The sequence below is a fragment of the Streptomyces sp. NPDC058000 genome (assembly GCF_042886435.1).
In the GTDB taxonomy this organism is placed as follows: Bacteria; Actinomycetota; Actinomycetes; order Streptomycetales; family Streptomycetaceae; genus Streptomyces.
The window spans coordinates 45,688-68,550 of the sequence record NZ_JBHVQS010000032.1 but is presented as its reverse complement, the minus strand read 5'-3'; the positions used below and the strand labels follow the sequence as shown (position 1 = coordinate 68,550).

The following is a 22,863-nucleotide window of genomic DNA, read 5'->3' as shown; positions in this document are numbered from 1 at the left end:
CGGATCACAGGACTTGCGCACCGGCTGCTTCGCACAGCGTTGCCCCGTCGAGCTACTCGACGGGGCAACGCAACGGGGGCGGAATTGCTCAACAGCGTCGTTTCGAACGGTAGATCCTTCTCTGGGGGGCTTCGTGGCGGGCGGGGGCAGGGCCCCGGGCCACGGGAGTGGTCAGCGGAACCGGTTGATCGCGTCGATGTGCTTCGCCCGCAGTTCCTCGTCGCGCACGCCCAGGCCCTCCGTCGGGGCCAGGCACAGCACGCCGACCTTGCCCTGGTGGACGTTGCTGTGCACGTCGTGGACGGCGAGCGCGGTGTCGGCCAGCGGGTAGGTGCAGGAGAGGGTGGGGTGGATCTTCCCCTTGGAGACGAGGCGGTTCGCCTCCCATGCCTCGCGGTAGTTGGCGAAGTGGGTGCCGACGATGCGCTTGAGGTGCATCCACAGATAGCGGTTGTCGAACTCGTGGCGGTAGCCGGAGGTCGAGGCGCAGGTGACGATGGTGCCGCCCCTGCGGGTGACGTAGACGGACGCCCCGAAGGTCTCCCGGCCGGGGTGCTCGAAGACGATGTCCACGTCCTCGCCGCCGGTCAACTCCCGGATGCGGGCGCCGAACCGCTTCCACTCCCGCGGATTCTGGGTGTGCTCGTCGCTCCAGAAACGGTAGTCCTCGGCCGAACGGTCGATGATCGCCTCCGCGCCCATGGCCCGGCACACCTCGGCCTTGCGCGGGTTGGAGACCACACAGACGGGGTTGGCTCCGCCGGCGAGGGCGAGCTGGGTGGCGTACGAGCCCAGACCGCCGCTGGCGCCCCAGATCAGCACGTTGTCGCCCTGCTTCATGCCGGCGCCGTTGCGGGAGACCAGCTGACGGTAGGCGGTGGAGTTCACCAGACCCGGGGCAGCGGCCTCCTCCCAGGTGAGGTGGGCGGCCTTGGGCATCAGCTGGTTGGACTTGACCAGGGCTATCTCGGCCAGGCCGCCGAAGTTGGTCTCGAAGCCCCAGATCCGCTGGGCCGGGTCGAGCATCGTGTCGTCGTGCCCGTCCGGGCTCTCCAGCTCCACCGACAGGCAGTGCGCCACGACCTCGTCGCCGGGCTTCCAGACGTTCACTCCCGGGCCGGTGCGCAGCACCACGCCGGACAGGTCGGAGCCGAGGATGTGGTACGGCAGGTCGTGGCGGGCGGCCAGCGGCGAGGTGCGCCCGTAGCGCTCCAGGAAGCCGAAGGTCGGCAGCGGCTCGAAGAGGGACGACCACACGGTGTTGTAGTTGACCGAGCTGGCCATCACCGCGATGAGGGCCTCGCCGGGCCCCAGTTCGGGCACCGGTACCTCGTCGACCCGCAGTGACTTGCGCGGGTCCTTGTCCGCGCTGGGCATGCCGCGGAACATCTCGGTGTCCTCTTTGTGGACGGTCACGGCCCGGAAGGACTCGGGCAGGGGGAGCGCGGCGATGTCCTCGGGGGTGCGGTCGGGTGTGCTGATCGCGGCGAGCAACTCGCTCCGGGCATGACTGTCGGGCATGGTGGATCGGCTCCTTTTGGGCGTTTCGTCGCATTGTGAGGTGTGGGGCGGTGGGGCGCCCCAGCGTGGGGACGAGGACGTCGGGTGGGGGAGTCGCGGGTCTCGTCTTCTTCGCAGGTCCGTAGCCCCTGGAGGCCACCGTCGGCTCAGCAACGCGAACGACGGCTCGGGGGCGGACCGGTTCAACGTGGTGTGGCGTCCTCCAGCCCGGCACCGCGCCCTGCGGCCGAGTGCAGGCGGGCGTAGGGCCCTGCGGCGGCCAGGAGTTGGTCGTGGGTGCCCTGCTCGACGATGCGGCCGCTCTCCATGACGAGGATCAGGTCCGCGTCGCGGATGGTGGAGAGGCGGTGGGCGATCACGAAGCTGGTGCGGCCCGCGCGCAGCGAGTGCATCGCCTGCTGGATGAGGGTCTCCGTGCGGGTGTCGACGGAGCTGGTTGCCTCGTCCAGGAGCAGGATCGAGGGCCGTGCCAGGAAGGCCCGCGCGATGGTGATGAGCTGTTTCTCGCCCGCGCTGACACTGGTCGACTCCTCGTCCAGGACGGTGTCGTAGCCGTCCGGCAGAGTGCGGATGAAGCGGTCGGCGCAGGTGGCGCGGGCGGCGGCCACGATCTCCTCGCGGGTGGCGTCGGGGCGTCCGTAGGCGATGTTCTCCGCGATGGTGCCGGAGAAGAGCCAGGCGTCCTGGAGCACCAGGCCGATGTGGGAGCGCAGGTCCTCGCGGGTCAGGGTGGTGATGTCGGTGCCGTCGAGGAGGATGCGCCCCTCGTCGGTCTCGTAGAAGCGCATGAGGAGGCTGCCCAGCGTGGTCTTGCCCGCGCCGGTCGGACCGACGACCGCCACGGTCTGGCCGGGTTCGACGGTGAGGGAGAGGTCCTCGATGAGCGGGGTGCCGGGGGAGTAGCGGAAGTGGACCTTGTCGAACCGGACGTGTCCGCCGACCTTGTGGAGACGCGCGGGACGGTCGGAGTCGGGTCGCTGCTCGTCCTCGTCCAGGAGGTCGTGGATCCGCTCCGCGGAGGCGAGGGCGGACTGTAGGCGGGCGGCGATGCCGGCGACCTCGACGATCGGCTGGCTGAACTGCCGGGAGTAGAGGACGAACGCCTGGACGTCGCCGATGGACAGGGCCCCGGCGACCACGCGCAGCGCGCCGACGACCGCCACGACGACATAGCCGAGGTTGGAGACGAACATCATCGACGGCTCGATGGCGCCGGAGACGAACTGGGCTCGTGCGCCGGCGCGGTAGAGGGCTTCGTTGTGCTCGTCGAAGGCGCGCTCGGCCTGTTCGCGCCGGCCGAAGCCCTTGACCAGCGCGTGACCGGTGTAGACCTCCTCGACGTGGGCGTTGAGCGCTCCGGTGACGGACCACTGGTGGGCGAACCGCGGCTGTGCGCGCTTGCTGATCCGGGCGGCGAGCACGACGGACACCGGGAGGCAGGCCAGCATGATCAGTGCCAGCAGCGGCGAGATGACGAGCATCAGCACCAGCATGCTCAGCACCGAGAAGACCGCTGTGATCAGCTGGCTGAGGGTCTGCTGGAGGGTCTGCTGGAGGTTGTCGACGTCATTGGTCACCCGGCTGAGCACGTCGCCCGCCGGGTGGCGGTCGAAGTACCGCAGCGGCAGGCGGGCGAGCTTGGCCTCCACGGACTGGCGCAGCGCGAAGACCACGCGCTGCACGACGGTCGAGACCAGCCGGCCCTGGAGGAGGGTGAGGAAGGAGGCGGTGACGAAGAGCACGAGCGCGATCAGCAGCACCCGGGCGATCGCGTCGAAGTCGACTCCTCGGGATCCATGGGCGTGCCGGATGCCGTCGAAGAGGAGGTCCGTGGCCCGACCGAGGAGTATCGGGCCTGCCGCGTTGAGCACGACGCCGCCGATACCGAGGGCGACGGCCACGGCAACCAGGGCACGGTGCGGTCGCAGCAGTCCCAGCATGTGGCGGGCGGGGCTGCGCCGCCCGCGGTCAGAGCTGTCCGCCGAGACCATGGACAGCCTCCTGAGGGGTCGTGGCGGCTTCGGCGTCCGAGTCGGAGCCGCCGTAGTGGCCGGTGAGTGCGGTGAGTTGGGACCGGGCGATTTCCCGATACGCCGTACTGGTGCGCAGCAGTTCCTGGTGGGTACCGGTGGCGGCCACCCGACCCGCGTCCAGGACCACGATGCGCTGTGCGTGCTGGACGGTGCTGACGCGCTGGGCGACGGTGAGCACCGTCGCCCGGGAGATCTCCGGTTCCAGGGCGGCCCGCAGCGCGGCGTCCGTGGCGTAGTCCAGCGCGGAGAAGCAGTCGTCGAAGAGATAGACATCCGGTCTGCGCAGCAGGGTGCGGGCGATCGCCAGCCGCTGCCGCTGTCCGCCGGACACATTGGTGCCGCCCTGCGTGATCGGCGAGTTGAGCCCCTCGGGCAGGCGCTGAACGAAATCCCGGGCCTGCGCGATCTCCAGCGCGTGCCAGAGGTCGGCGTCGGTGGCGTCGGGGTTGCCGAACCGCAGATTGCTGGCGACGGTGCCGGAGAAGAGGTACGCCCGCTGCGGGACGAAGCCGACGGTGCGGCGCAATGTCTCCGCGTCCAGGGCGCGTACGTCGACGCCGCCCACGTGGACCGAGCCCTCGGTGGCGTCGAAGTGCCGCAGGACGAGGTTGAGCAGGGTGGTCTTGCCGCTTCCGGTGCTGCCGAGGATCGCCACCGTCTCGCCGGGGCCGGCGCTCAGGTCGATCCCGCTCAGTACCGGCTCGTTGGCTCCCGGGTACCGGAACCCGGCGTCACGCAGGGCCAGTTGGCCGGTGGCGGGCGCGGTGCGCACGGGCCGGGCCGGCGTGGTCACGCTCGGCTCGGTCGCCAGTACCTGCTGGATGCGCTCGGCCGAGACCCTCGCCCGCGGCATCGCCAGGCACACGAAGGTCACCATCACCACCGACATCAGGATCAGCGTCAGGTAGCTCAGGAACGCGCTGAGCGCACCGAACCGCATCGCCCCGGCGTCGATGCGGTGCGCACCGAACCACACCACCGCCGCCATGAAGCCGTTCAGGACCAGCAGTACGACGGGAACGATGGTGGCCAGCAGCCGGCCGACGCGCAACGAGATGTCACACAATTCGGAATTGGTTCGGCCGAATCTCTCGCCTTCGTGTCCGTCGCGCACAAAAGCCCGTACGACGCGGACTCCCGTGATGCGTTCGCGCAGCAGGCCGTTGACGCGGTCCAAGTATTTCTGCATACGGTCGTAGAACGGGTCGGTGCGGCCGAGAATGAGACCGAAGGACATTCCGAGGGCCACCATCAGTGCCACCAGCAGCAGCGAAAGTGGAATGTCCTGCTGGAGTGCGAGCACGATGCTGCCCAGACACATCAGGGGCGCCGACACGGCGACGCCGAACGCGGACAGCGCCAGCATCTGCACCTGTTGGACATCGTTGACGGTACGCGTCATCAGCGACGGAGTGCCGAACTGGCCGACCTCGCGGGCCGAGAAGTCCAGCACCCGGCGGAAGACGGCCGAGCGCAGGTCGCGGCCCATCGCCATGGCCGTCCGCGCGCTCAGGGACACCGCGCCCACGGATGCCGCGACCTGTACGAGCGCAACGGCCAGCATGCCCAGGCCGGTCCGGGCGATGTAGTTGCTGTCCGCCTTGATCACGCCGTTGTCGATGACTGCGGCGCCCAGCGTCGGCAGGGCCAGGGTGGCCAGGATCTGGGCCAATTGGAGCAGCCCCAGCAGGGCGACGGCGCGCCGGTGGGGACGCAGTCGGGTTCGCAGGATTTTGAGCAGCACCGGGCGACGCTCCAAGAGGCGGGCAGGTCCGGTCGGTGGCGCGGGTGAGGCGCCCACCGGGCCTGGACGGGGCACGTCCGGACAGTGCACCGCACCGCACACCGGAAAATCCGTAGTGTCCTGAGGGCTGCCGTTGCCGCGAGGGCCGCACGGGAGCCGGTGATCCCGGTCTCGAACAGGCCACAAGCACACGAGGGTTGGGACTCCGGAATTCCGTAGTGTTACCGGAATTTCTTGACACCACGACCGGCCGCTTGGAAGCGTGCGTTTACCCGGCGTCCGGACCGCGGCGTTTTCGATGCCCATCGACGCCATTCGACGCCAAGAGGTCAAGTAGCAGACTCGGCTCTGCGTTTGGGCGGTCTGTTCTATGCGGATGAAAGGAATGCGATGTCCAAGCGTGCGCTGATCACCGGAATTACCGGTCAGGACGGCTCTTACCTGGCCGAGTACCTGCTCTCACAGGGTTACGAAGTGACGGGCCTGATACGGGGTCAGGCAAATCCCCGAAAGTCGCGGGTCAGCCGGCTCGTCTCCGACCTGAACTTCGTCGACGGTGACCTGATGGACCAGGCCAGCCTGGTGTCGGCGGTCGACCAGGTGCAGCCCGACGAGATCTACAACCTCGGCGCGATCTCGTTCGTGCCGATGTCCTGGCAGCAGGCCGAACTGGTCACCGAGGTCAACGGCATGGGCGTGCTGCGCATGCTGGAGGCGATCCGCATGGTCAGCGGCCTGAACGGCTCGCGGAGCAGCGACGGCGGCCAGATCCGCTTCTACCAGGCGTCCTCGTCGGAGATGTTCGGCAAGGTCGCCGAGACCCCGCAGTGCGAGACCACCATCTTCCGCCCGCGCAGCCCGTACGGCGTGGCGAAGACCTACGGGCACTTCATCACCCGCAACTACCGCGAGTCCTTCGGCATGTACGCGGTCTCCGGCATGCTGTTCAACCATGAATCGCCGCGCCGTGGAGCGGAGTTCGTGACCCGGAAGATCTCCCTCGCGGTGGCCCGCATCAAGCTCGGCTACCAGGACAAGATGTCCCTGGGCAACCTCGACGCCGTGCGCGACTGGGGCTTCGCCGGTGACTACGTTCGCGCCATGCACCTGATGCTCCAGCAGGACGAGCCGGGCGACTACGTGATCGGGACCGGCCAGATGCACTCGGTCCGCGACGCCGTCCGCATCGCCTTCGACCACGTGAACCTGAACTGGGAGGACTACGTCAGCATCGACCCGTCGCTGGTGCGCCCGGCCGAGGTGGAGATCCTGTGCGCGGACGCCGAGCGCGCCCGCACCCAGCTGGGCTGGGAGCCCAGCGTCGACTTCCCGGAGCTGATGCGCATGATGGTCGACTCCGACCTGCGCCAGGCGTCCCGCGAGCGGGAGTACGGGGATCTGCTGCTGGCCGGTAGCTGGTAATCCGGCCGGGGCGCACGGGATACCTCGGTACGCGGCGTGTGCCCGGGGGTATCCCGTACCGCTTCGGCACGGCGACCGCGTCGTCACACGGAGTCAAGGACACTACGGAATTTCCCGTGATCCTCCCGGTGGAATGAGGGCGTGAACACCGGGCCGGCGATCGGCCGCCGTATCCCGGTGGACCGGTCCGGCGCCATCGCCAGGAGGAGGGGCCAGTGCCATGACGACGATCGCCGTGTAAGGGCTCCGGCCCGGTGCCACGGCCCGGCGCGGGACCGCCCGCGCCAGTTCGTCCGCCTTCCGCATCGGGGCGGACGCTTCTTCCCCGGCCGTCAGACCCCCGCCGTGGTGACGCTGCTGCGGGAACATCCATTACCAGAAGCGGAGTCGGCGCGCCGAGGAGTGTTGCTGGCTACGTGTTCTGTGGATCATGTACTCTAACGCACACGAGACATCACTCTTTAGGGTGATTTACAGTTCGATGTGGTGACGCCCCGTCACATCCGTTGTGTCTCCGAAGTGCGAGGAGCCCTATGGTGCGGAGCCGGAGCTTAGATCCTGATATAGGCAGCGCCTTAGTCGGCCGAGCCGATGTCGTGAAAGAGCTCAACCGCTTCGCCCACAACGCGTGTTCCGGGCGCGCGTGCTCGGTGGTCGTGACCGGCCCGGCCGGAATCGGCAAGTCCGCTCTGCTGCGCGCCTTCCTCAGTGGAGACGCCAGCCGGCCCGCGACGGTTCTACAGGGCGCCTGCGAGGAGGGCGCGTCGGAAGAACCCTTCAGCGGGTTACGCGCCTTGCTCGGCCCGCTCGCGCCGGGCGCCGTCCTTGAAGAGGCCACCCGCCACGCGTTACCCGCACTCGATCCCGGCGAGCTGACCGGTGAGCCGCAGTACGCTCCCGCCGTCCAGCACGCGTTCCACGACCTGCACCGCCGCACGGCACACGAGCTGAGCCGCAGCCCGCTCGTCCTGGCCCTGGACGACGTCCAGCACTGCGACGAACTCTCCCTGCGCTGGTTGGACTTCCTGCTGCGCCGGTCCGACGACCTCCCCCTGCTCGTCGTCCTCACCCAGCAGTCCGAGGCCGCCGCCCTCACCCACCGCCTCCCGGCCCACCACGCCCTGGCGGCCCTGGCCGCCCACTGCCGCACGACGACACTGCGCCTGAGGCCGCTGACCGAGACGGATGTCGCCGAGGTCGTGCGGGAGTTCTTCCCGGTACCCGCCGCCCCCGTCTTCGTCGCCCGCGCTAGGGCCGCGTCCGGCGGTAACCCCCGCCTCCTGGGTCGGCTGCTGCGCGAACTGCGGGCCGAGGGCGCCGGTCCGGGGGTGGGCGGCGCCGACCGGATCGCCGAGACCAGCGGTCGCGTCCTGGCGCGCTGGGCACGCGAACTCCTGGACCGCCAGCCTCCTTGGGTAGGCGAGGTCGCGCGGGCGGTGGCAGTCCTCGGTGAGCGGGATGCCGACCGCGTCGGCGCCCTGGCCGCCGTCCCCGCCGATGTCGTCGAGGACGCCCTGACGGTGCTGAGCGAGGCCGGGTTGGTGCCCGGCGGCAAGTACTTGGCGGACGCCGCGGTGCGAGCGGCGGTGCTGGCGCCCCTGGACACCCAGGCACTGTCGGGCCTGCGGGCGCGGACCGCCCTGCTCCTGAGCGACGCGGGCCGGCCCGCCGAAGAGATCGCCGATCACCTCCTGCGGCTGTCCTCGATCTGTGAACCATGGATGCCCGGCGTCCTGCTGGAAGCCGCGGCCCGCGCCGAGCAGCGCGGTGCCCCGGAGACCGCGGCCCGTTACCTGTACCGGGTACTGGAAGTGGACCCCGACAGCGTGGAGGTCCGCGTCCGACTGGCCAGGGCACTGGTCGAGACCGACCCGCCCGAGGCCGTTGGCCTGCTCCGCGAAGCGCTCGCGCCGAGCGTCGACGTACGCACCCGGGCGCGGATCGCCGCGCAGTTCGGCACGACCGGCCTGGCCGCACGCGAGTGCTCCGTCTCCCTGGACCTCCTCGAAGACGTCCTGGACGCGCTCGACGCCGAAATCGGCCCCGACCCCGTGCCGGCCGACCGGGAACTGCGCACGCTCGTCGAGTCGGTGTTCCTGATCGTCGGCTCGCACTGCCGCAGGACCATCGCCACGACCCGGAAGCGGGCCGCGGCGATGACCCTGCCCGAGGGCGACACCCCCGCCCAGTGCCAGAAGCTGGCGGCCATGGCCGTACTGACGGCACTCGACGGCCAGCCCCCCGAACCGGCCGTCAAGCAGGCTTTGCGCGCCACCTCCAGCTCCCAACTGCGCCTGAAGAGCTGGACCCTGATCAACTCGGCATTCGTCCTCGGCCTCGCCGACCGCACCGAGGACGCGCTGCACGTGCTGGACCGCCTCCTGCGCCACGGCCGGGAGAACTCCGCCGTATGGACCTATGCCCTGGCCCTGTCCACCCGCGCCGGGCTCCAGCACGGCCTGGGCGCCCTCCCGGACGCGCTCGCCGACGCCAGAACGGCGGTCCAGATCAGCGGCGCGGAACGGTGGGGCGAGACCATGGTCCTGCCGCGCCTGGCCCTGGCGAGCGTACTGGTGGACCGGGGCGAGGCCGCGTCCGCCGATCGGCTGCTGACCAGCACCGAGCCCGCCTGGCGCGAGCAGTACGTGTGGACCTACCACCGTTACCTGATGGCCCACGGCCGGGCCCGCCACGCCTTGGGGGACACGGAGGGCGCACTGGCGCTGTTCCGTGAGTGCGGCAGGTCACTGGAGGAGGCCGAGGTGCGCCACGCGGCATACCTGCCCTGGTGGGTGGAGGCGGCCTGCATCCTCGCGGAACTGGGCCGTGCGGAGGAGGCTCAGGAGCCCGCCGCACACGGCACCCGGCTCGCACGGGAGTGGGGCACGCCGCGGGTCCTCGGCCTGGCCGCCCTGGCCCGCGGCGTGGCCACCCCCGGCGAGGACGGGGTGGAACTGCTGGGCGAGGCGGTGCGCGAACTCGCCGCCTCACCGGCCCGCGTAGAGCACGCCCGTGCCGAACTCATCCTGGGCAAGGCCCTGTTGGCGGACGGCAACCGACCCGTCGCCCGCGAGCATCTGCGCACCGCGGCCAGCCTCGCCCAGCGCTGCGGCGCCCTCGCGCTCGGCCAGGACGCCCGCGGGGCCCTGGTGGCCGCCGGCGGCCGCATGCGGAAGATGACCGGCTCGCCCCTGGACCTGCTCACCAGCATGGAACGCAGGGTCGCCAGCCTTGCCGCCGGCGGCGCCGGGAACCGCTCCATCGCGCAGTCGCTGTACGTCAGCGTCCGCATGGTCGAGATGCATCTGACGAGTGTGTACCGCAAGTTGGGCATCGCCGAGCGTGCCCAACTTGCCGCGGTCCTCCGCTTTTCGGGCGTCCGCGAAGTACGGGCGCCACGGTCGGCGCCGCGGTCAGACAGACAGGGCTGAGGGCGAGCGGACCGGGATGGTGTCTGTGTCGGGGCTGAATGGTGAACAGCTATACGCTGGGTTTATATGGGCGGGGCGTCGAGGAACCGACCCGCCCTTGCTCGAACGCGAGTCGGAGCAGGCGCAGTTGAAGCAGGCGATAGCCGCGCTCGGAGAGGGCCGCCCCGCCGTCGTCTCGGTGACCGGCCGCCCCGGCTTCGGCCACAACGCCCTGCTGCGCTGGACCGCCCGGCTCGCCGAGGAGCGCTCGATACGCGTCCTGCGCGCCTGCGGCTCCCTGACCGAACGCGACCTGCGACACGGAGCCGTGATCCAACTCCTCACCCAGCTGGGAGAGGCGACCGAACGGCCGCTCCAGGTGCTGCGCGGGCACCACGAGCCGGACGGCCTGCCGGGCCTGCCCGAACTCCTGCACACGATCCGCCGCACACCCACTCTCGTGACGGTGGAGGACGCGCAGTGGCTGGACCCGGCCTCCCTGCACTGGCTACAGGCTCTGGCGCGTCGCCTGTCCACGGGCCTCCCCCTCGCACTGCTCATCGGCCGCACCGGCGTGGACCCGCACGGCCCCGACTGGCTGGCCAACACCGCCCCCGCCCGGCTGACCCGCCATCTCACCGTCCGCGGACTGAGCCCCCGCGCGGTCGGCACCCTCGCTGAAATGATCTTCGGCGCCCCCTGCGACGAGTCGTTCGCCGCCGCGGCCGCCCAGGCGTGCCACGGCAACCCCGCCGTACTGCACGCGGCACTGCACTGCCTCGCCGACGCCGGCCACCGCCCCACCGCCGACCTCGTCCCGCAGCTGCGCACCGTGATCACCGGCATCATCGGCGAGCGCGCCGGGCGCGCCCTGCGGGGCCTGTCCGACGAGTCCACCGCCGTCCTGCGCGCGCTGGCCGTCGGCGGCGACCTGCTGGACTTCACCCTGATCTGCAACCTCGCCGGACTGCGCACCGAACCCGAATCCCGGCTGCGCTCGGCGCTGGAATCGGCCGGCTTCACCGTCCCCGACGGCCCCTACGAACGCATCCGCCTGCCCATCGTCAGAGCGCGCATCCTGGAAGACACGCCGGCCGCCGAACGCGGCGGCCTGTACGCCCGCGCCGCCGACCTCGCCTACCGGTCCGGCGCCGGCGACGAGGACATCGCCCGCCTCCTCCTCCACGCACCCCCCATCGGCGAGCCCTGGGCGGTCCACGCGCTGTACGGCAGCTTCGGCGCCGCCGCACGCCGCAGCGAGGACATCGCCCGCACCCTCCTCCACGCGTCCCCCAACGGCGAGCCCCGGGAGGCGCCCGCGCCGCACGGAGGCTTCGGCGCCGACGTGCACCGCAACGAGTTCGCCCGTGCCGCCGCCTACCTGAACCGCGCCCTCGACGAGCCCCAGCACCCCGTTCAACGCGCGCAGATCAGTCTCGACCTGGCCAGCGCCGAGGCCGTGGCCGCCCCCGTGGCGAGCGACCGCAGGCTCGCCGCCGTCGTCAACAGTACGGGCGAGGGCGAACTCTGGTCCCAACTGCGGGTACGGGCCCTGGACATGGGCCTGGCCCGCGGCGACGACTCCTGGGGCCGTTGCATCGCCCCCCGGGCCCTGGCCACCGCCCACGGCACCGAGCGCGACGACCTGATCGCGCTGTACTGGTACGCCGTCCAGACCCGCCCCGAGGTCACCGACGTCCCCGCCCCCGGCGTCCCGGCCCTGCCCGAACACCCCCTCGCCCCCGCCCAGGCCGGCATCCGCGCCGGGCAGATGGTGGTACGCGGCCAAGACCGGGAACGGGCCGCGGAGCTGGCCCGCCGTGCCCTGGAAGCAGGCCACACCGCACCCGTCATGCCCCGCCTGGTCGCCGTCAGAGCGCTGTGGCTCACCGACGCCGCCACCGAAGCCGAGGACCACCTCGCCGCCATCGTCGACGAACTGCGCCGCCGCCACTGCCGCCCCACACTCGCCCGCGCCCTGGTCCTGTCCGCCGAACTCCACCTTCGGGGTGGCCGGCTGGCCGCCGCCGAACGCACCGTGGACGTCGCCGAACAGGCACTGCCCGCCACTGCCTGGCACCCCTTTGCCGTCACGCACCTCGTGGCCGTACGCGGCATCATCGCCGTCGAGACCCGCCAACGCGACGTGGCCCGGGCCGTGACCGGCGCCCCCGCCCCGCCCGGTTCCGAATCCAGCGTCCACTGGCCCTTCCTCCTGTTCGCCCGGGCTCGGGTGGCTGCCGACGAGGGACGCTGGGCCCAGGCCGCCGAACTGTTCAAGGAGAGCGGACGCTGGCTGCTGCGCCGGCAGTGGGTCAACCCCGTCATACTGCCGTGGCGTTCGCTGGCCGCCAGAGCCTGTCTCACCCTCGGCGACCGGGAGCAGGCCCGGCGCCTGATCGACGAGGAACTCACCCTCGCCCGCCGCTGGGGCGCCCCCAGCGCACTGGGCCTGGCCCAACTGTGCGCCGGAACCCTCGACCACCTGGGGCCGGCGGACGCCGCCGGCGAACTCACCGGCATCCCGCGCGGACCCAACCAACTCGCCTACGCCTGGGGCCTGGCCGATCTCGTCACCGAAGAGGCCACCAAGGGCGACCGCACCACCGCGGCCCGTCTGCTGACCGAACTGTCCGGCCACTGCGTCACCCGCACCTCCAGCCGCTTGGCCGAACGCGTACGGTGGCTGTCCGCCCGGCTGGAACAGACCGCCGCCCCCGACGAGTCCGCCGCCGCCAAGGAGTGGGCCGCCCTGTCACCCGTCGAGCGGCAGACCGCCGAACTGGCCTGCCGCGGCCTGGGCAACCGCGAGATCGCCGAACAGCTCTCGGTGAGCCGGCGCACCGTCGAGCTACGGCTGAGCAGTACGTACAAGAAACTCCGGATCACCTCACGCGAGGAACTTCGTGCACGGAGCCGGCCGACGGAAGGGACATAACCGATGCTGTACGAGCGGAAATCCGAACTGGCCCGTATCGACACCGCAGTGCGTCAGGCACAGGAGGGCCGTTCCCCCCTGCTCCTCCTGACCGGACCCCTGGGCATCGGCCGGTCCACACTCCTCCAGGAGGCCGGCAGCTCACCGCCGGGCAACTTAAGGGTGTTACGAGCCAACGCCGCCCCCATGGAGCAGGACTTCGCCTTCGGCATCGTCCACCAGCTCCTCGGGCCCCTCGTGGCCGATGGCCTCCCCGCCCCCGGCGACCACGACGTCCCCGCCTCCGAAGCCGTTCTGCACGATCTGCGGTCGCTACTGGCCGACGTCTGCGCAACCACCCCCGTCCTCATCCTCGTCGACGACCTGCAGTGGGTCGACCTCCCCTCCCTGCGCTGGCTCACCTACCTGGCCCGGCGCGCCCACGGGATGCGCGTCGCCCTCGTGTGCACCCTGCGGGACGGCGACCCCCGAGCCCGGCACCCGCTCGTCGGCGATCTCGCGGCCGCCGCCGACATCCTGCGCCTCACCCCGCTCTCGCTCGACGGCACCCGGGCCCTGATCCAGCACCACCTGGGCGAACCCGCCGACGACAGTTACGCCCGCGCCTGCCACGACTCCTGCGCCGGCAACCCGCTGTTCCTCCACTCCGTCCTGCGCGACCAGGCCCTCAACGGCCACCGCCCCACCGCCGACCAGGCCGACCAGGCCCGCGCCTCGCGCCCCACACAGCTCCGCGATCGGCTGGCCGGCTGCCTCCACGACCAGCCCGGCTCCGTACGCGACGTGGCCGCGGCCATCGCCGCCTTCGGTGATCACGGCGAGCCCGACCTCATCCAACGCCACGCACGACTCGACACCATCAGCTATCAGCGGGCCCTGCGCGCCCTGCGCCACCTCGGCCTGCTCGTCCTCCACGACACCCCGCGCTTCCTCCACCGCGTCGTACGCGACGCCGTCGAATCCGCCCTCACCATCGCCGAACGGGAACGCTCCCGGGACGCCGCGGCCGAAATCCTTCACCAGGCCGGCCGCCCCGCCGAACATGTCGCAGAGCTGCTGATGGCCGTCACCGCGACCCACCGCCCATGGGCCGTCGGGGTACTGCGGACGGCCGCGGAAGTCGCGCTGCGCCGCGGCGAGCCGGCCGCCGCCGCCCGCCACCTGCGGCGCGCACTGCTGGAGTGCACCGCGGGCGACGGCGAACGGGCCCGCCTACTGATCGACCTGGCCAAAGCCGAACGCGGCATCGACCCCGCCGCCTGCGAACGCCACATCAGCCAAGCCGTCCGCCTCCTGTCGTCGGCCACCGACCGGGCCGCCGCCACCCTCCTCATCCCGCCCAGCTACCTCGGCGAGGCCACCCCCTCGGTGGTGGACCTGCTGCGTAACGTCTCCGAGGACTTCGAGCCCGCAGGGCCGCAGCAAGGGTGTCCTGGCGAGATCGCCCTGCGCCTCGAAGCGCGCCTGTGGCACGCCGGGCACGAGAACCCGGCGGAGCTGACCGGTGCGGTGAAACGCCTGCGCTCATTGGGCAGCTCGCTCCCCTTGGAGACCGGCGGCGCCCGGGAGCTGGCGGCCGTCCTGATCAACGCGGGGGTCCTCTCGACCGCCCTGCCGGCACCCGACATCGCGGCCCTGGCCGGACAGGTCCTGGAACGCGAGCCGGTGACCTCCGCAGGTGCCCGCACCGCACTACCACTGGTCGCGTTGGCCCTGTACGCCGCGGACGCGGTGGGAGCCATCAACGCCCACCTGTTCTGTGAGCAGCACACCGACCGCCCGCACGCGGGCGTGTACGCCGAGAACGCTCTGATCCAGCTCGCCCGCGGTCGCCTGACCGAGGCCCGCGAACATGCCGACCGGGCCGCCGAACTGGCCGACGCGGACTGGCGCGAGCCGACCGCGGTGGTCCGGGCCGCGGTGGCCATGGAATCCGGCGACATCCCGCTGATCGAGCACCTCCTCAAGGACTCCGGCAAACGCTGGCCGGCCAACCTCGCCACGACGGCCATGTGGCAACTCCTCGAAGCCTCGCTCGACACCCGCCACGGCCGCGACGCCGACGCCCTGAAATCCCTCTTGGCCTGCGGCCGCCAACTGGATGCGGCCAGTTGGCGCAACTCCACCCTCTTCCCCTGGCGGCCCCGCGCCATCGTCCTCCACCACCGCCTGGGCGAGACCCGGCCGGCCCTGGCCCTGGCGGATGAGGAACTGGCCCGGGCGCGACAGTGGGCGGCCCCCGCCGCTCTCGGCCGCGCCCTGCGCCTGCACGCCCTCCTGCCCGGCGGAGGGGGTGTCCCCGCCCTGCGCGAGTCTGCCGAGATCCTCCGCACGTCGGCCAACACCCTCGAACTGTCCCGTACGTTGCTCCAGTTGGGCCGGACCCTGGAGGGTGGCAAGGAAGCGGAGGCGGTACTGCGCGAGGCCGTTGACCTCACCACCGCCTGTGGCGCCCCCTGGCTGACCGAACGCGCCCGCGCGGCCCTGGGATCCGCAGCCCCCAGCCAGGAGGCACCGCTCACCCACGGCGAGCGCCAGGTCGTCTCGTTGGTGGGCCGGGGCCTGACCAATCAGGAAATCGCCGATGAACTGGGCGTGAGCACCCGTGCGGTGGAGAAGCGTCTGACGTCCTGCTACCGCAAGTTGGGCGTCGCGGGGCGACGTGAGCTGTTGGGCGGTCGGAGTGCGCGCGGGGCGTTCGTGTCGCGCTGAGTGCGCCGGGTCGAACGCCGCTCACGGTACGGGGATACCGGCGGTAAGTGGTGCGGAGTGTTCGGGGGGCCGAAAGATCGTGGCCGGACCGTACCGTGCGGAGTGTTCGACCGCAGGATTAGGGATGGGGGCCGGGTCAGCGTTGACGCTTGTCCGGATCGATCCTTAGTGTCGTTTGTGCAGGGGAGTTCAGAATTCCTTCCCGGTAGCTGTCGGGCCCTCGAACCCCCTCGTTCGCTTCATTCTCTGGATTTCTCCATCTCGCTCGATCTCTCTTGATTTTCTGGTTTGTAGGCGGGGGTTGGAAAGGATGTCGGTCCCTTGAGGTTTTCTGCTCTGGTGGACTCTCTGCAGTTGTCAACAAGCCACAGTACGGTCGGCGTGGCCGGTACGGCGGTTCGTGAGGAGGAACGGCCGAGCGTCTGCATATCCGTACTGGATCCGGCCCTGACGATCCGTCAGGCCAATCAGGACTTCTTCCGTGCTTTCGCGACGCCCGCCGAGGGTTCTGTCGACGTACTCGCCCCGCTCCCCTCCGATTCCTCGACGGCGGCCCCCGACGTCTTCGGGCGCAATTTCCGTGATCTGGTGCACCCCAGCGTGCGGCAGCCGCTCATGCGGCAGTTCGAGCGGCTGCTGGAGGGCCGCCGGGACCGGTTCGCCACGCAGGTCGTGGCGCTGCGGCCGACCGGCGACGTGTTCAACGGCAGCCTCACGGCCGCAGCCGTGCGCGGCTACGGCCCCGACCCGGCCGCCGTTCTCGTCGTGATGCGGTCGGGCGGGGACTCGGAGGACGATGCGGTGGTGGCGCCGCGAAGGAAACTCCTCAGCGAGATCGACGCGCGAATTCTGGAAGGAATCGCAGCGGGCCTGTCCACGATTCCGCTGGCGTCGAGGCTGTATCTCAGCCAGCACGGAGTGGAGTATCACGTCACCGGACTACTGCGGAAACTGAAGGCCCCCAACCGTGCGGCGCTGGTCTCCCGCGCATACGCAATGGGGGTGCTGACGGTGGGTACCTGGCCGCCCCGTGTCGTGGACGACTACATCAAGTAGTACCCCCTCCGCATTCTGGTGGTTCGCCGTGCGGGCTCGGGCCGAGGTCTGCCTTTGGGACCCGGACCGTTCGGAAGGCGAACCGAGAAGGTACAAGGCGCCGGGAGTGCCGTCGGGCATCCCCGGCGCCCTGGCGCATCCGTGCGCGGCAGGCCCAGAGCCCTGCCAACTCTACGGAATTCCATGGCCACCCCCACAGAGACTGGGCGTGTGGCGTGCGGGAAGTCGAGCTGCCTCGTGCAGGGCACGCAGATAACTCAGTCGTTGTGGAACAGCCGTCCCCAGTGCCGGCTGCCCACAGCGAAATCCTCTGCTGTCCGACGGTCTTGAGATGGGTTGGAACGTGGCGAACATGGATCAGGAACAGAAACTCCGCGACTACCTGAAGCGGGCCAGCGCCGATCTGCGGCGTTCCCGGCAGCGGGTGGGCGAGCTGGAGGCGGCGAACCGCGAGCCGATCGCGATCGTGGGCATGAGCTGCCGCTTCCCGGGGGGCGTCAGCAGCCCCGAAGAGCTCTGGTCCCTGCTCGCCGACGACGGGGACGGCATCACGGCTTCCCCCGATGACCGCGGCTGGGAGCTGCTGACCGAGGACGCGGGGAAGTTCTCCGGCGGATTCCTCCACGACGCGGCCGAGTTCGACGCCTCCTTCTTCGGGATCTCCCCCCGTGAGGCACTTGCCATGGACCCGCAGCAGCGACTGCTGCTGGAGTCCTCCTGGGAAGCCTTCGAGCGGGCCGGCATCGACCCGGCGGCGGTCCGGGGCGGCAGGACGGGCATGTTCGTCGGGGCGATGCCCCAGGAGTACCGGGTGGGTCCGGACGACGATGTCCAGGGCTTCGCCCTGACGGGCACGACCACCAGCGTCATCTCGGGCCGGCTCGCGTACTTCTTCGGGACCGTGGGCCCGGCGGTCACCATCGACACCGCCTGCTCGTCCTCCCTCGTGGCCCTGCACCTGGCCGCCCACTCCCTGCGCCAGGGCGAATGCTCCCTGGCACTGGCCGCGGGCGTCACCGTGATGTCCAGCCCCACCACCTTCGTGGAGTTCAGCCGCCAGGGCGGGCTCGCCGCCGACGGGCGCTGCCGCTCCTTCGCCGACTCCGCCGACGGCACCGGCTGGGGCGAGGGCGTGGGCGTCCTGGTCCTGGAGCGCCTCTCGGCGGCCCGCCGCAACGGGCACGAGGTCCTGGCCGTCATCCGGGGATCCGCCATCAACCAGGACGGCGCCTCCAACGGCCTGACCGCGCCCAACGGCCCCTCGCAGCAACGCGTCATCGAGCAGGCGCTGGTCAGCGCGCGACTCTCGGCCAACGAGATCGACGTCGTCGAGGCGCACGGCACCGGCACCGCACTGGGCGACCCGGTCGAGGCCCAGGCGCTGCTGGCGACCTACGGCCAGGGCCGGGACGCCGAACACCCCCTGCTGCTGGGCTCCGTCAAGTCGAACCTCGGCCACACCCAGGCGGCGGCCGGCATGGCCGGCGTCATCAAGATGGTGCTGGCCATGCGGCACGGCCTGCTCCCGCGCACCCTCCACGTGGACGCGCCGTCCTCGCACGTCGACTGGACACAGGGGGCCGTGCGCCTGCTCACCGAGCAGGTCCCCTGGCCGCAGGGCGAACAGCCGCGCCGCGCCGGCATCTCCTCGTTCGGGCTCAGCGGCACCAACGCGCACACGATCCTGGAGGAGGCCCCGGCCGCCCCGTCCCCGGAGGCAGGCCAGGGGAACCAAGAGGACACCGCGCTCCCGGCCGCTGCCGCACCCGTGGCGCCGGGCGCCGTCCCGTGGCTCGTTTCCGGCCGCACCCGTGAGGCACTGCGCGCCCAGGCGACGCGGCTGCTCGAACACCTCACGTCCCGCCCCGATCTCGCACCCGTGGACGTGGCCTACTCCCTGGCCACGGCCCGCTCCGGCCTTGAGCACCGCGCCGCGTTCACCGCAGCCGACCTGGACCGGGCCCGTGCCGCCCTGACCGCGCTGGCCGACGGCGCGCCGGCCCCCGGCCTGGTGCAGGACACCGCCCGGACCCGGTCCAAGCTCGCCTTCCTCTTCGCGGGCCAAGGCTCCCAGCGGCCGGGCATGGGGCGTGAACTGGATGCCCGCTTCCCCGCCTTCGCCACCGCCCTCGACGAGGTCGTCGGCCACCTCGACCAGGGCCTCGAACGGCCCCTGAAGGACGTGCTGTTCGCCGCCGAGGGCACGCCCGAGGCCGCCCTGCTCGACGAGACCGGCTACGCCCAGCCCGCGCTCTTCGCGATCGAGGTGGCGCTGTACCGGCTCGCCGAGTCCTTCGGCGTCAAGCCGGACTTCCTCGCCGGGCACTCCATCGGAGAGATCGCCGCTGCGCACGTGGCCGGGGTCTTCACCGTGGCCGACGCCGCGGCCCTGGTGCTCGCCCGTGGCCGCCTCATGCAGGCGCTGCCCGAAGGCGGCGCCATGGTCTCCCTCGAAGCCACCGAGGAGGAGGTCCTGCCCCTGCTGGCGGACCGGTCGGACCGCGTCTCGATCGCCGCGGTCAACGGGCCCGCCGCCGTCGTCGTCGCCGGCCGGGCCGACGACGTCAGCGCCGTCGCGGAGCACTTCGGCGCGCTGGGCCGCAAGACCAAGCGGCTGCGCGTCTCGCACGCGTTCCACTCGCCGCTCATGGAGCCCATGCTGGAGGACTTCCGCACCGTCGTCTCCCGGCTCACCCCTCAGGCGCCCGTCATCCCGGTCGTCTCCGGCCTGACCGGGACCCTCGCCACGGTCGAGCAGCTGACCTCCGCCGAGTACTGGGTGAACCACGCCCGGCACGCCGTACTGTTCGCCGACGCCGTCGACTGGCTCCACGGCCACGGTGCCGCCACCTTCCTGGAGTTGGGGCCGGACGGCGTCCTGTCCGCCATGGCCCAGACGTGCCTGGCCGCGACCGGCGCCCCCGACTCCGCCGACTCCGCTGACGCGGCCGTCGCCGCTGACGGCATCCCCGCCACGCTCGCCGTGCTGCGGCCGGGCCGCCCCGAGGCCGAGACCCTCACCGCCGCGCTGGCGGGCCTGCACACCCGCGGCGCGGCCGTCCAATGGGAGCCCTACTTCCAGGGCACCGGCGCCCAGCGCACCGTGCTGCCCACCTACGCCTTCCAGCGCCGCCGCTACTGGCCCAAGAGCCTGCCCGCGACGGGCGGTGACGTGCGCGCCGCCGGCCTGGGCGCGGCGCACCACCCGCTGCTGACGGCGGCCGTGTCGGTCGCCAACTCCGACGGCCTGCTGCTGACCGGTCGACTCTCGCGGCGTACCCACCCCTGGCTCGCCGACCACGCCGTACGCGGCACGGTGCTGCTGCCGGGCACCGCCTTCCTGGAGCTGGCCGTGCGCGCCGGGGACGAGGCCGGCTGCGGTCGCGTGGAGGAACTCACGCTGGCCGCCCCGCTGCTGCTGCCCGAGGAGGGCGGCGTCCAGGTGCAGGTCTGGGTGGGCAGCCCCGACGAGTCGGGTCGCCGCGCCGTCAGCGTCCACTCCCGCCCCGACGGGCCGGAGGAACTCCCCTGGACCCAGCACGCCTCAGGCACCCTCGTCGCCGGCGAGCACCACGCCGACTTCGACGCCACCGCCTGGCCGCCCGCCGACGCCCAGCCGCTGGACCTCGACGGCTTCTACGACCGGATGGCCGACACCGGCTTCGGCTACGGCCCGCTGTTCCAGGGCCTGCACGCCGCCTGGCGCAGCGGCGACGACGTCTACGCCGAGGTGACGCTGCCCGACACGAACGGCTCCGACGCCGACTCCGCGGCGTCGTTCGGGATCCACCCGGCCCTGCTGGACGCCGCCCTGCACGCCGCGGCCTTCGCCGACCTGGGCGAGCACGCCCGCGGCGGCCTGCCCTTCTCGTGGCAGGACGTGACGTTGCACGCGAGCGGGGCGACGACGGTCCGGGTGAAGCTGACCCCGGTCGGCGACGACGCCGTGGCGATCGCCGTCGCCGACACCGCCGGCGCCGCCGTCGCCTCCATCGGCTCGCTGGTCCTGCGCGCGGTGCCCGACGAGCGGTTCGGCGCCGCCGACTCCCTCGTCCGGGAAGCCCTGTTCGAACTGCGCTGGACCGCACCACACCAGTCCCCGCAGACGGCGCCCGCCTCGGTCGGCGTCCTCGGCCCGGACCTCTTCGGCCTGGAGCGGGCGCTTTCGTCGCCGGACCTCACCGTCATGGCGCTGCCCGGCGCGGACGGCACCCGAGCACCGGACGTGGTACTCGCCCCCCTCGCGGGTGCGGACGCCGACACCGGTGACGAGGTCGTCACCTCCGTGCACGCCCGCACCGCCCACGTCCTGGCCTGCCTGCGGAGCTGGCTGGACAGCGAGCAGTACGCCGGGTCCCGGCTGGTCTTCGTCACGCGTGGCGCCGTCGCCACCGACGCCCGACAGGCGCCGGACCCGGTGGCCGCCGCCGTCTGGGGCCTGGTGCGCGTCGCGCAGAGCGAACACCCCGGCCGCTTCGGCCTGTTGGACCTCGACCCCGCTCTCGACGAGCCCACCGCGCAGCCGCTGCTGCGGGCTCTGGCCCTGGACGAGCCGCAGACCGCCGTCCGCGGCACCGCCGTGCTCACCGCCCGGCTCGCCCGCGCCCAGGCGCCGCAGACCGCCGCCGAGTGGGCCCCCGAAGGCACCGTGGTCCTCACCGGTGCCACCGGCGGCCTGGGCCGCGTCATGGCCCGGCACCTCGTCACCGAGCGCGGCGTACGGCACCTCCTGCTCGTCAGCCGCCGCGGCGCCGACGCCGAGGGCGCCGGCGAACTCGTGGCCGAACTCGCCGGACACGGCGCCCAGGTGGCCATCGCCGCCTGCGACCTGGCCGACCGCGCCGCCGTGGACCGCCTGCTGGCCGGTGTGCCCGCCGAGCACCCCGTCACCGCCGTCGTGCACAGCGCCGGCACCCTCGACGACGGCGTGCTGGAGTCGCTCACCCCCGAGCAGATCAGCGCGGTCCTGCGCCCCAAGGCCGACGCCGTCTGGCACCTCCACGAGGCCACCCGGGACCTGGACCTGGCCGCCTTCGTCGTCTTCTCCTCCCTCTCCGGCACCGTGGGCACCGCGGGCCAGGGCAACTACGCCGCCGCGAACGCCTTCCTCGACGCGCTCGCCCAGCTGCGCCGCGCCCAGGGCCTGCCGGGCCTCTCCCTGGCCTGGGGCCCGTGGGAGCCCACCGCCGGTATGACCGGCGGCCTCACCGACGAGGACCTCGCCCGGCTGGCCCGGATGGGCACCCCCGCGCTCACCGCGGAAGAGGGCACCGCCCTCTTCGACGCCGCCACCGCCATGGACACCGCCGTCCTCGTGCCGACCAGGCTCGACCTGTCCGTCCTGCGCCTCCAAGGTGCCCAGGGCGCAGTACCGCCGCTGTGGCGCGGCCTGATCCGCACCCCGGCCCGCCGTTCGGTCGTCTCGGGCTCGGAAGCGGCCGTCACCCTCGTCCAGAAGCTGTCCCGGCTGGCGGAGACCGACCGCCGCGAGGTCGTGCTCGACCTCGTCGCCGGGCAGGTGGCGGGCGTACTCGGCCATTCCGGCACCGCCGACATCGACGCCCGGCGACCCCTGCGGGACCTGGGCTTCGACTCGTTGACCGCAGTCGAACTGCGCAACCGGCTCAGCGCCGCCACCGGCCTGCGCACCGCCGCGACGGTCATCTTCGACTACCCGACCGTCGACGCCCTCGCCGCGCACGTCCTCGCCGAACTCATGGGCTCCGAAGCCGCCACCGCGACCAGCGCGCCCCGCGCCGCCTCGGACGAGGACCCCATCGTCATCGTCGGCATGAGCTGCCGCTACCCGGGCGGCGTCGCCTCGCCCGAGGACCTGTGGCGGCTGGTCAGCGAGGGCACCGACGCCATCTCGGGCCTGCCCACCGACCGCGGTTGGGACCTGGACGGGCTCTACGACCCGGACCCGGACCGCACCGGCACCTCCTACTCCCGCTTCGGCGGATTCCTGCACAACGCCGCCGACTTCGACCCCGCGTTCTTCGGGATGAGCCCCCGCGAGGCCCTGGC

The 22,863-nt window shown here is 71.9% G+C and carries 9 protein-coding genes (1 of these 9 only partly in view); 6 read left to right on the top strand and 3 right to left on the bottom strand.

The genetic code is table 11. The features are described from left to right. Positions 1-171 precede the first annotated feature (171 nt). The 3 genes from ccrA to ACFVT2_RS26705 form a co-directional block, all read right to left on the bottom strand. Positions 172-1,521 carry a crotonyl-CoA carboxylase/reductase gene (gene ccrA, locus ACFVT2_RS26715; protein ID WP_390021944.1) on the bottom strand — a complete coding sequence of 450 codons (1,350 nt, stop codon included), beginning with the start codon at positions 1,519-1,521 and terminating at the stop codon, positions 172-174. 182 nt (positions 1,522-1,703) lie between these two features. Then, positions 1,704-3,512 (bottom strand): ABC transporter ATP-binding protein, encoded by a 1,809-nt coding sequence (locus ACFVT2_RS26710; protein WP_390021943.1) that lies wholly within the window; start codon positions 3,510-3,512, stop codon positions 1,704-1,706. Next, the gene (locus tag ACFVT2_RS26705) at positions 3,490-5,298 is read right to left on the bottom strand and encodes an ABC transporter ATP-binding protein (RefSeq protein ID WP_390021941.1); all 1,809 of its coding nucleotides are present in this window, start codon (positions 5,296-5,298) and stop codon (positions 3,490-3,492) included. The genes ACFVT2_RS26710 and ACFVT2_RS26705 overlap by 23 nt, the downstream gene beginning before the upstream one ends. 390 nt (positions 5,299-5,688) lie before the next feature. Here ACFVT2_RS26705 and ACFVT2_RS26700 point away from each other — a divergent pair, with 390 nt between their 5' ends. The 6 genes from ACFVT2_RS26700 to ACFVT2_RS26675 form a co-directional block, all read left to right on the top strand. Continuing rightward, entirely contained in the window at positions 5,689-6,720 is a 1,032-nt protein-coding gene (locus tag ACFVT2_RS26700) for a GDP-mannose 4,6-dehydratase (RefSeq protein ID WP_390021940.1), read from the top strand. A 533-nt stretch (positions 6,721-7,253) separates the two neighbouring features. Beyond that, entirely contained in the window at positions 7,254-10,151 is a 2,898-nt protein-coding gene (locus ACFVT2_RS26695; RefSeq protein WP_390021938.1) for an AAA family ATPase, read from the top strand. Positions 10,152-10,248: 97 nt separating this feature from the next. Beyond that, complete coding sequence (locus ACFVT2_RS26690; RefSeq protein ID WP_390021936.1) at positions 10,249-13,068, top strand: AAA family ATPase; 2,820 nt, start codon at positions 10,249-10,251, stop codon at positions 13,066-13,068. A 3-nt stretch (positions 13,069-13,071) separates the two neighbouring features. Then, entirely contained in the window at positions 13,072-15,780 is a 2,709-nt protein-coding gene (locus ACFVT2_RS26685) for an AAA family ATPase (protein WP_390021935.1), read from the top strand. Positions 15,781-16,134: 354 nt separating this feature from the next. Then, positions 16,135-16,836 carry a LuxR C-terminal-related transcriptional regulator gene (locus ACFVT2_RS26680; RefSeq protein ID WP_390021934.1) on the top strand — a complete coding sequence of 234 codons (702 nt, stop codon included), beginning with the start codon at positions 16,135-16,137 and terminating at the stop codon, positions 16,834-16,836. Positions 16,837-17,188: 352 nt separating this feature from the next. After that, positions 17,189-22,863: the beginning of a type I polyketide synthase gene (locus ACFVT2_RS26675; RefSeq protein WP_390021933.1), read on the top strand. It continues 22,849 nt past the right edge of the window; 5,675 of the gene's 28,524 nt are visible here — the first part of the coding sequence; the start codon lies at positions 17,189-17,191; its stop codon lies off the right edge, out of view.

Coding starts and splice junctions, on each gene's coding strand:
- ccrA (WP_390021944.1), bottom strand. CDS start 1,521: ATGCCCGACAGTCATGCCCGGAGCGAGTTGCTCGCCGCGATCAGCACA.
- ACFVT2_RS26710 (WP_390021943.1), bottom strand. CDS start 3,512: ATGGTCTCGGCGGACAGCTCTGACCGCGGGCGGCGCAGCCCCGCCCGC.
- ACFVT2_RS26700 (WP_390021940.1), top strand. CDS start 5,689: ATGTCCAAGCGTGCGCTGATCACCGGAATTACCGGTCAGGACGGCTCT.
- ACFVT2_RS26695 (WP_390021938.1), top strand. CDS start 7,254: ATGGTGCGGAGCCGGAGCTTAGATCCTGATATAGGCAGCGCCTTAGTC.
- ACFVT2_RS26685 (WP_390021935.1), top strand. CDS start 13,072: ATGCTGTACGAGCGGAAATCCGAACTGGCCCGTATCGACACCGCAGTG.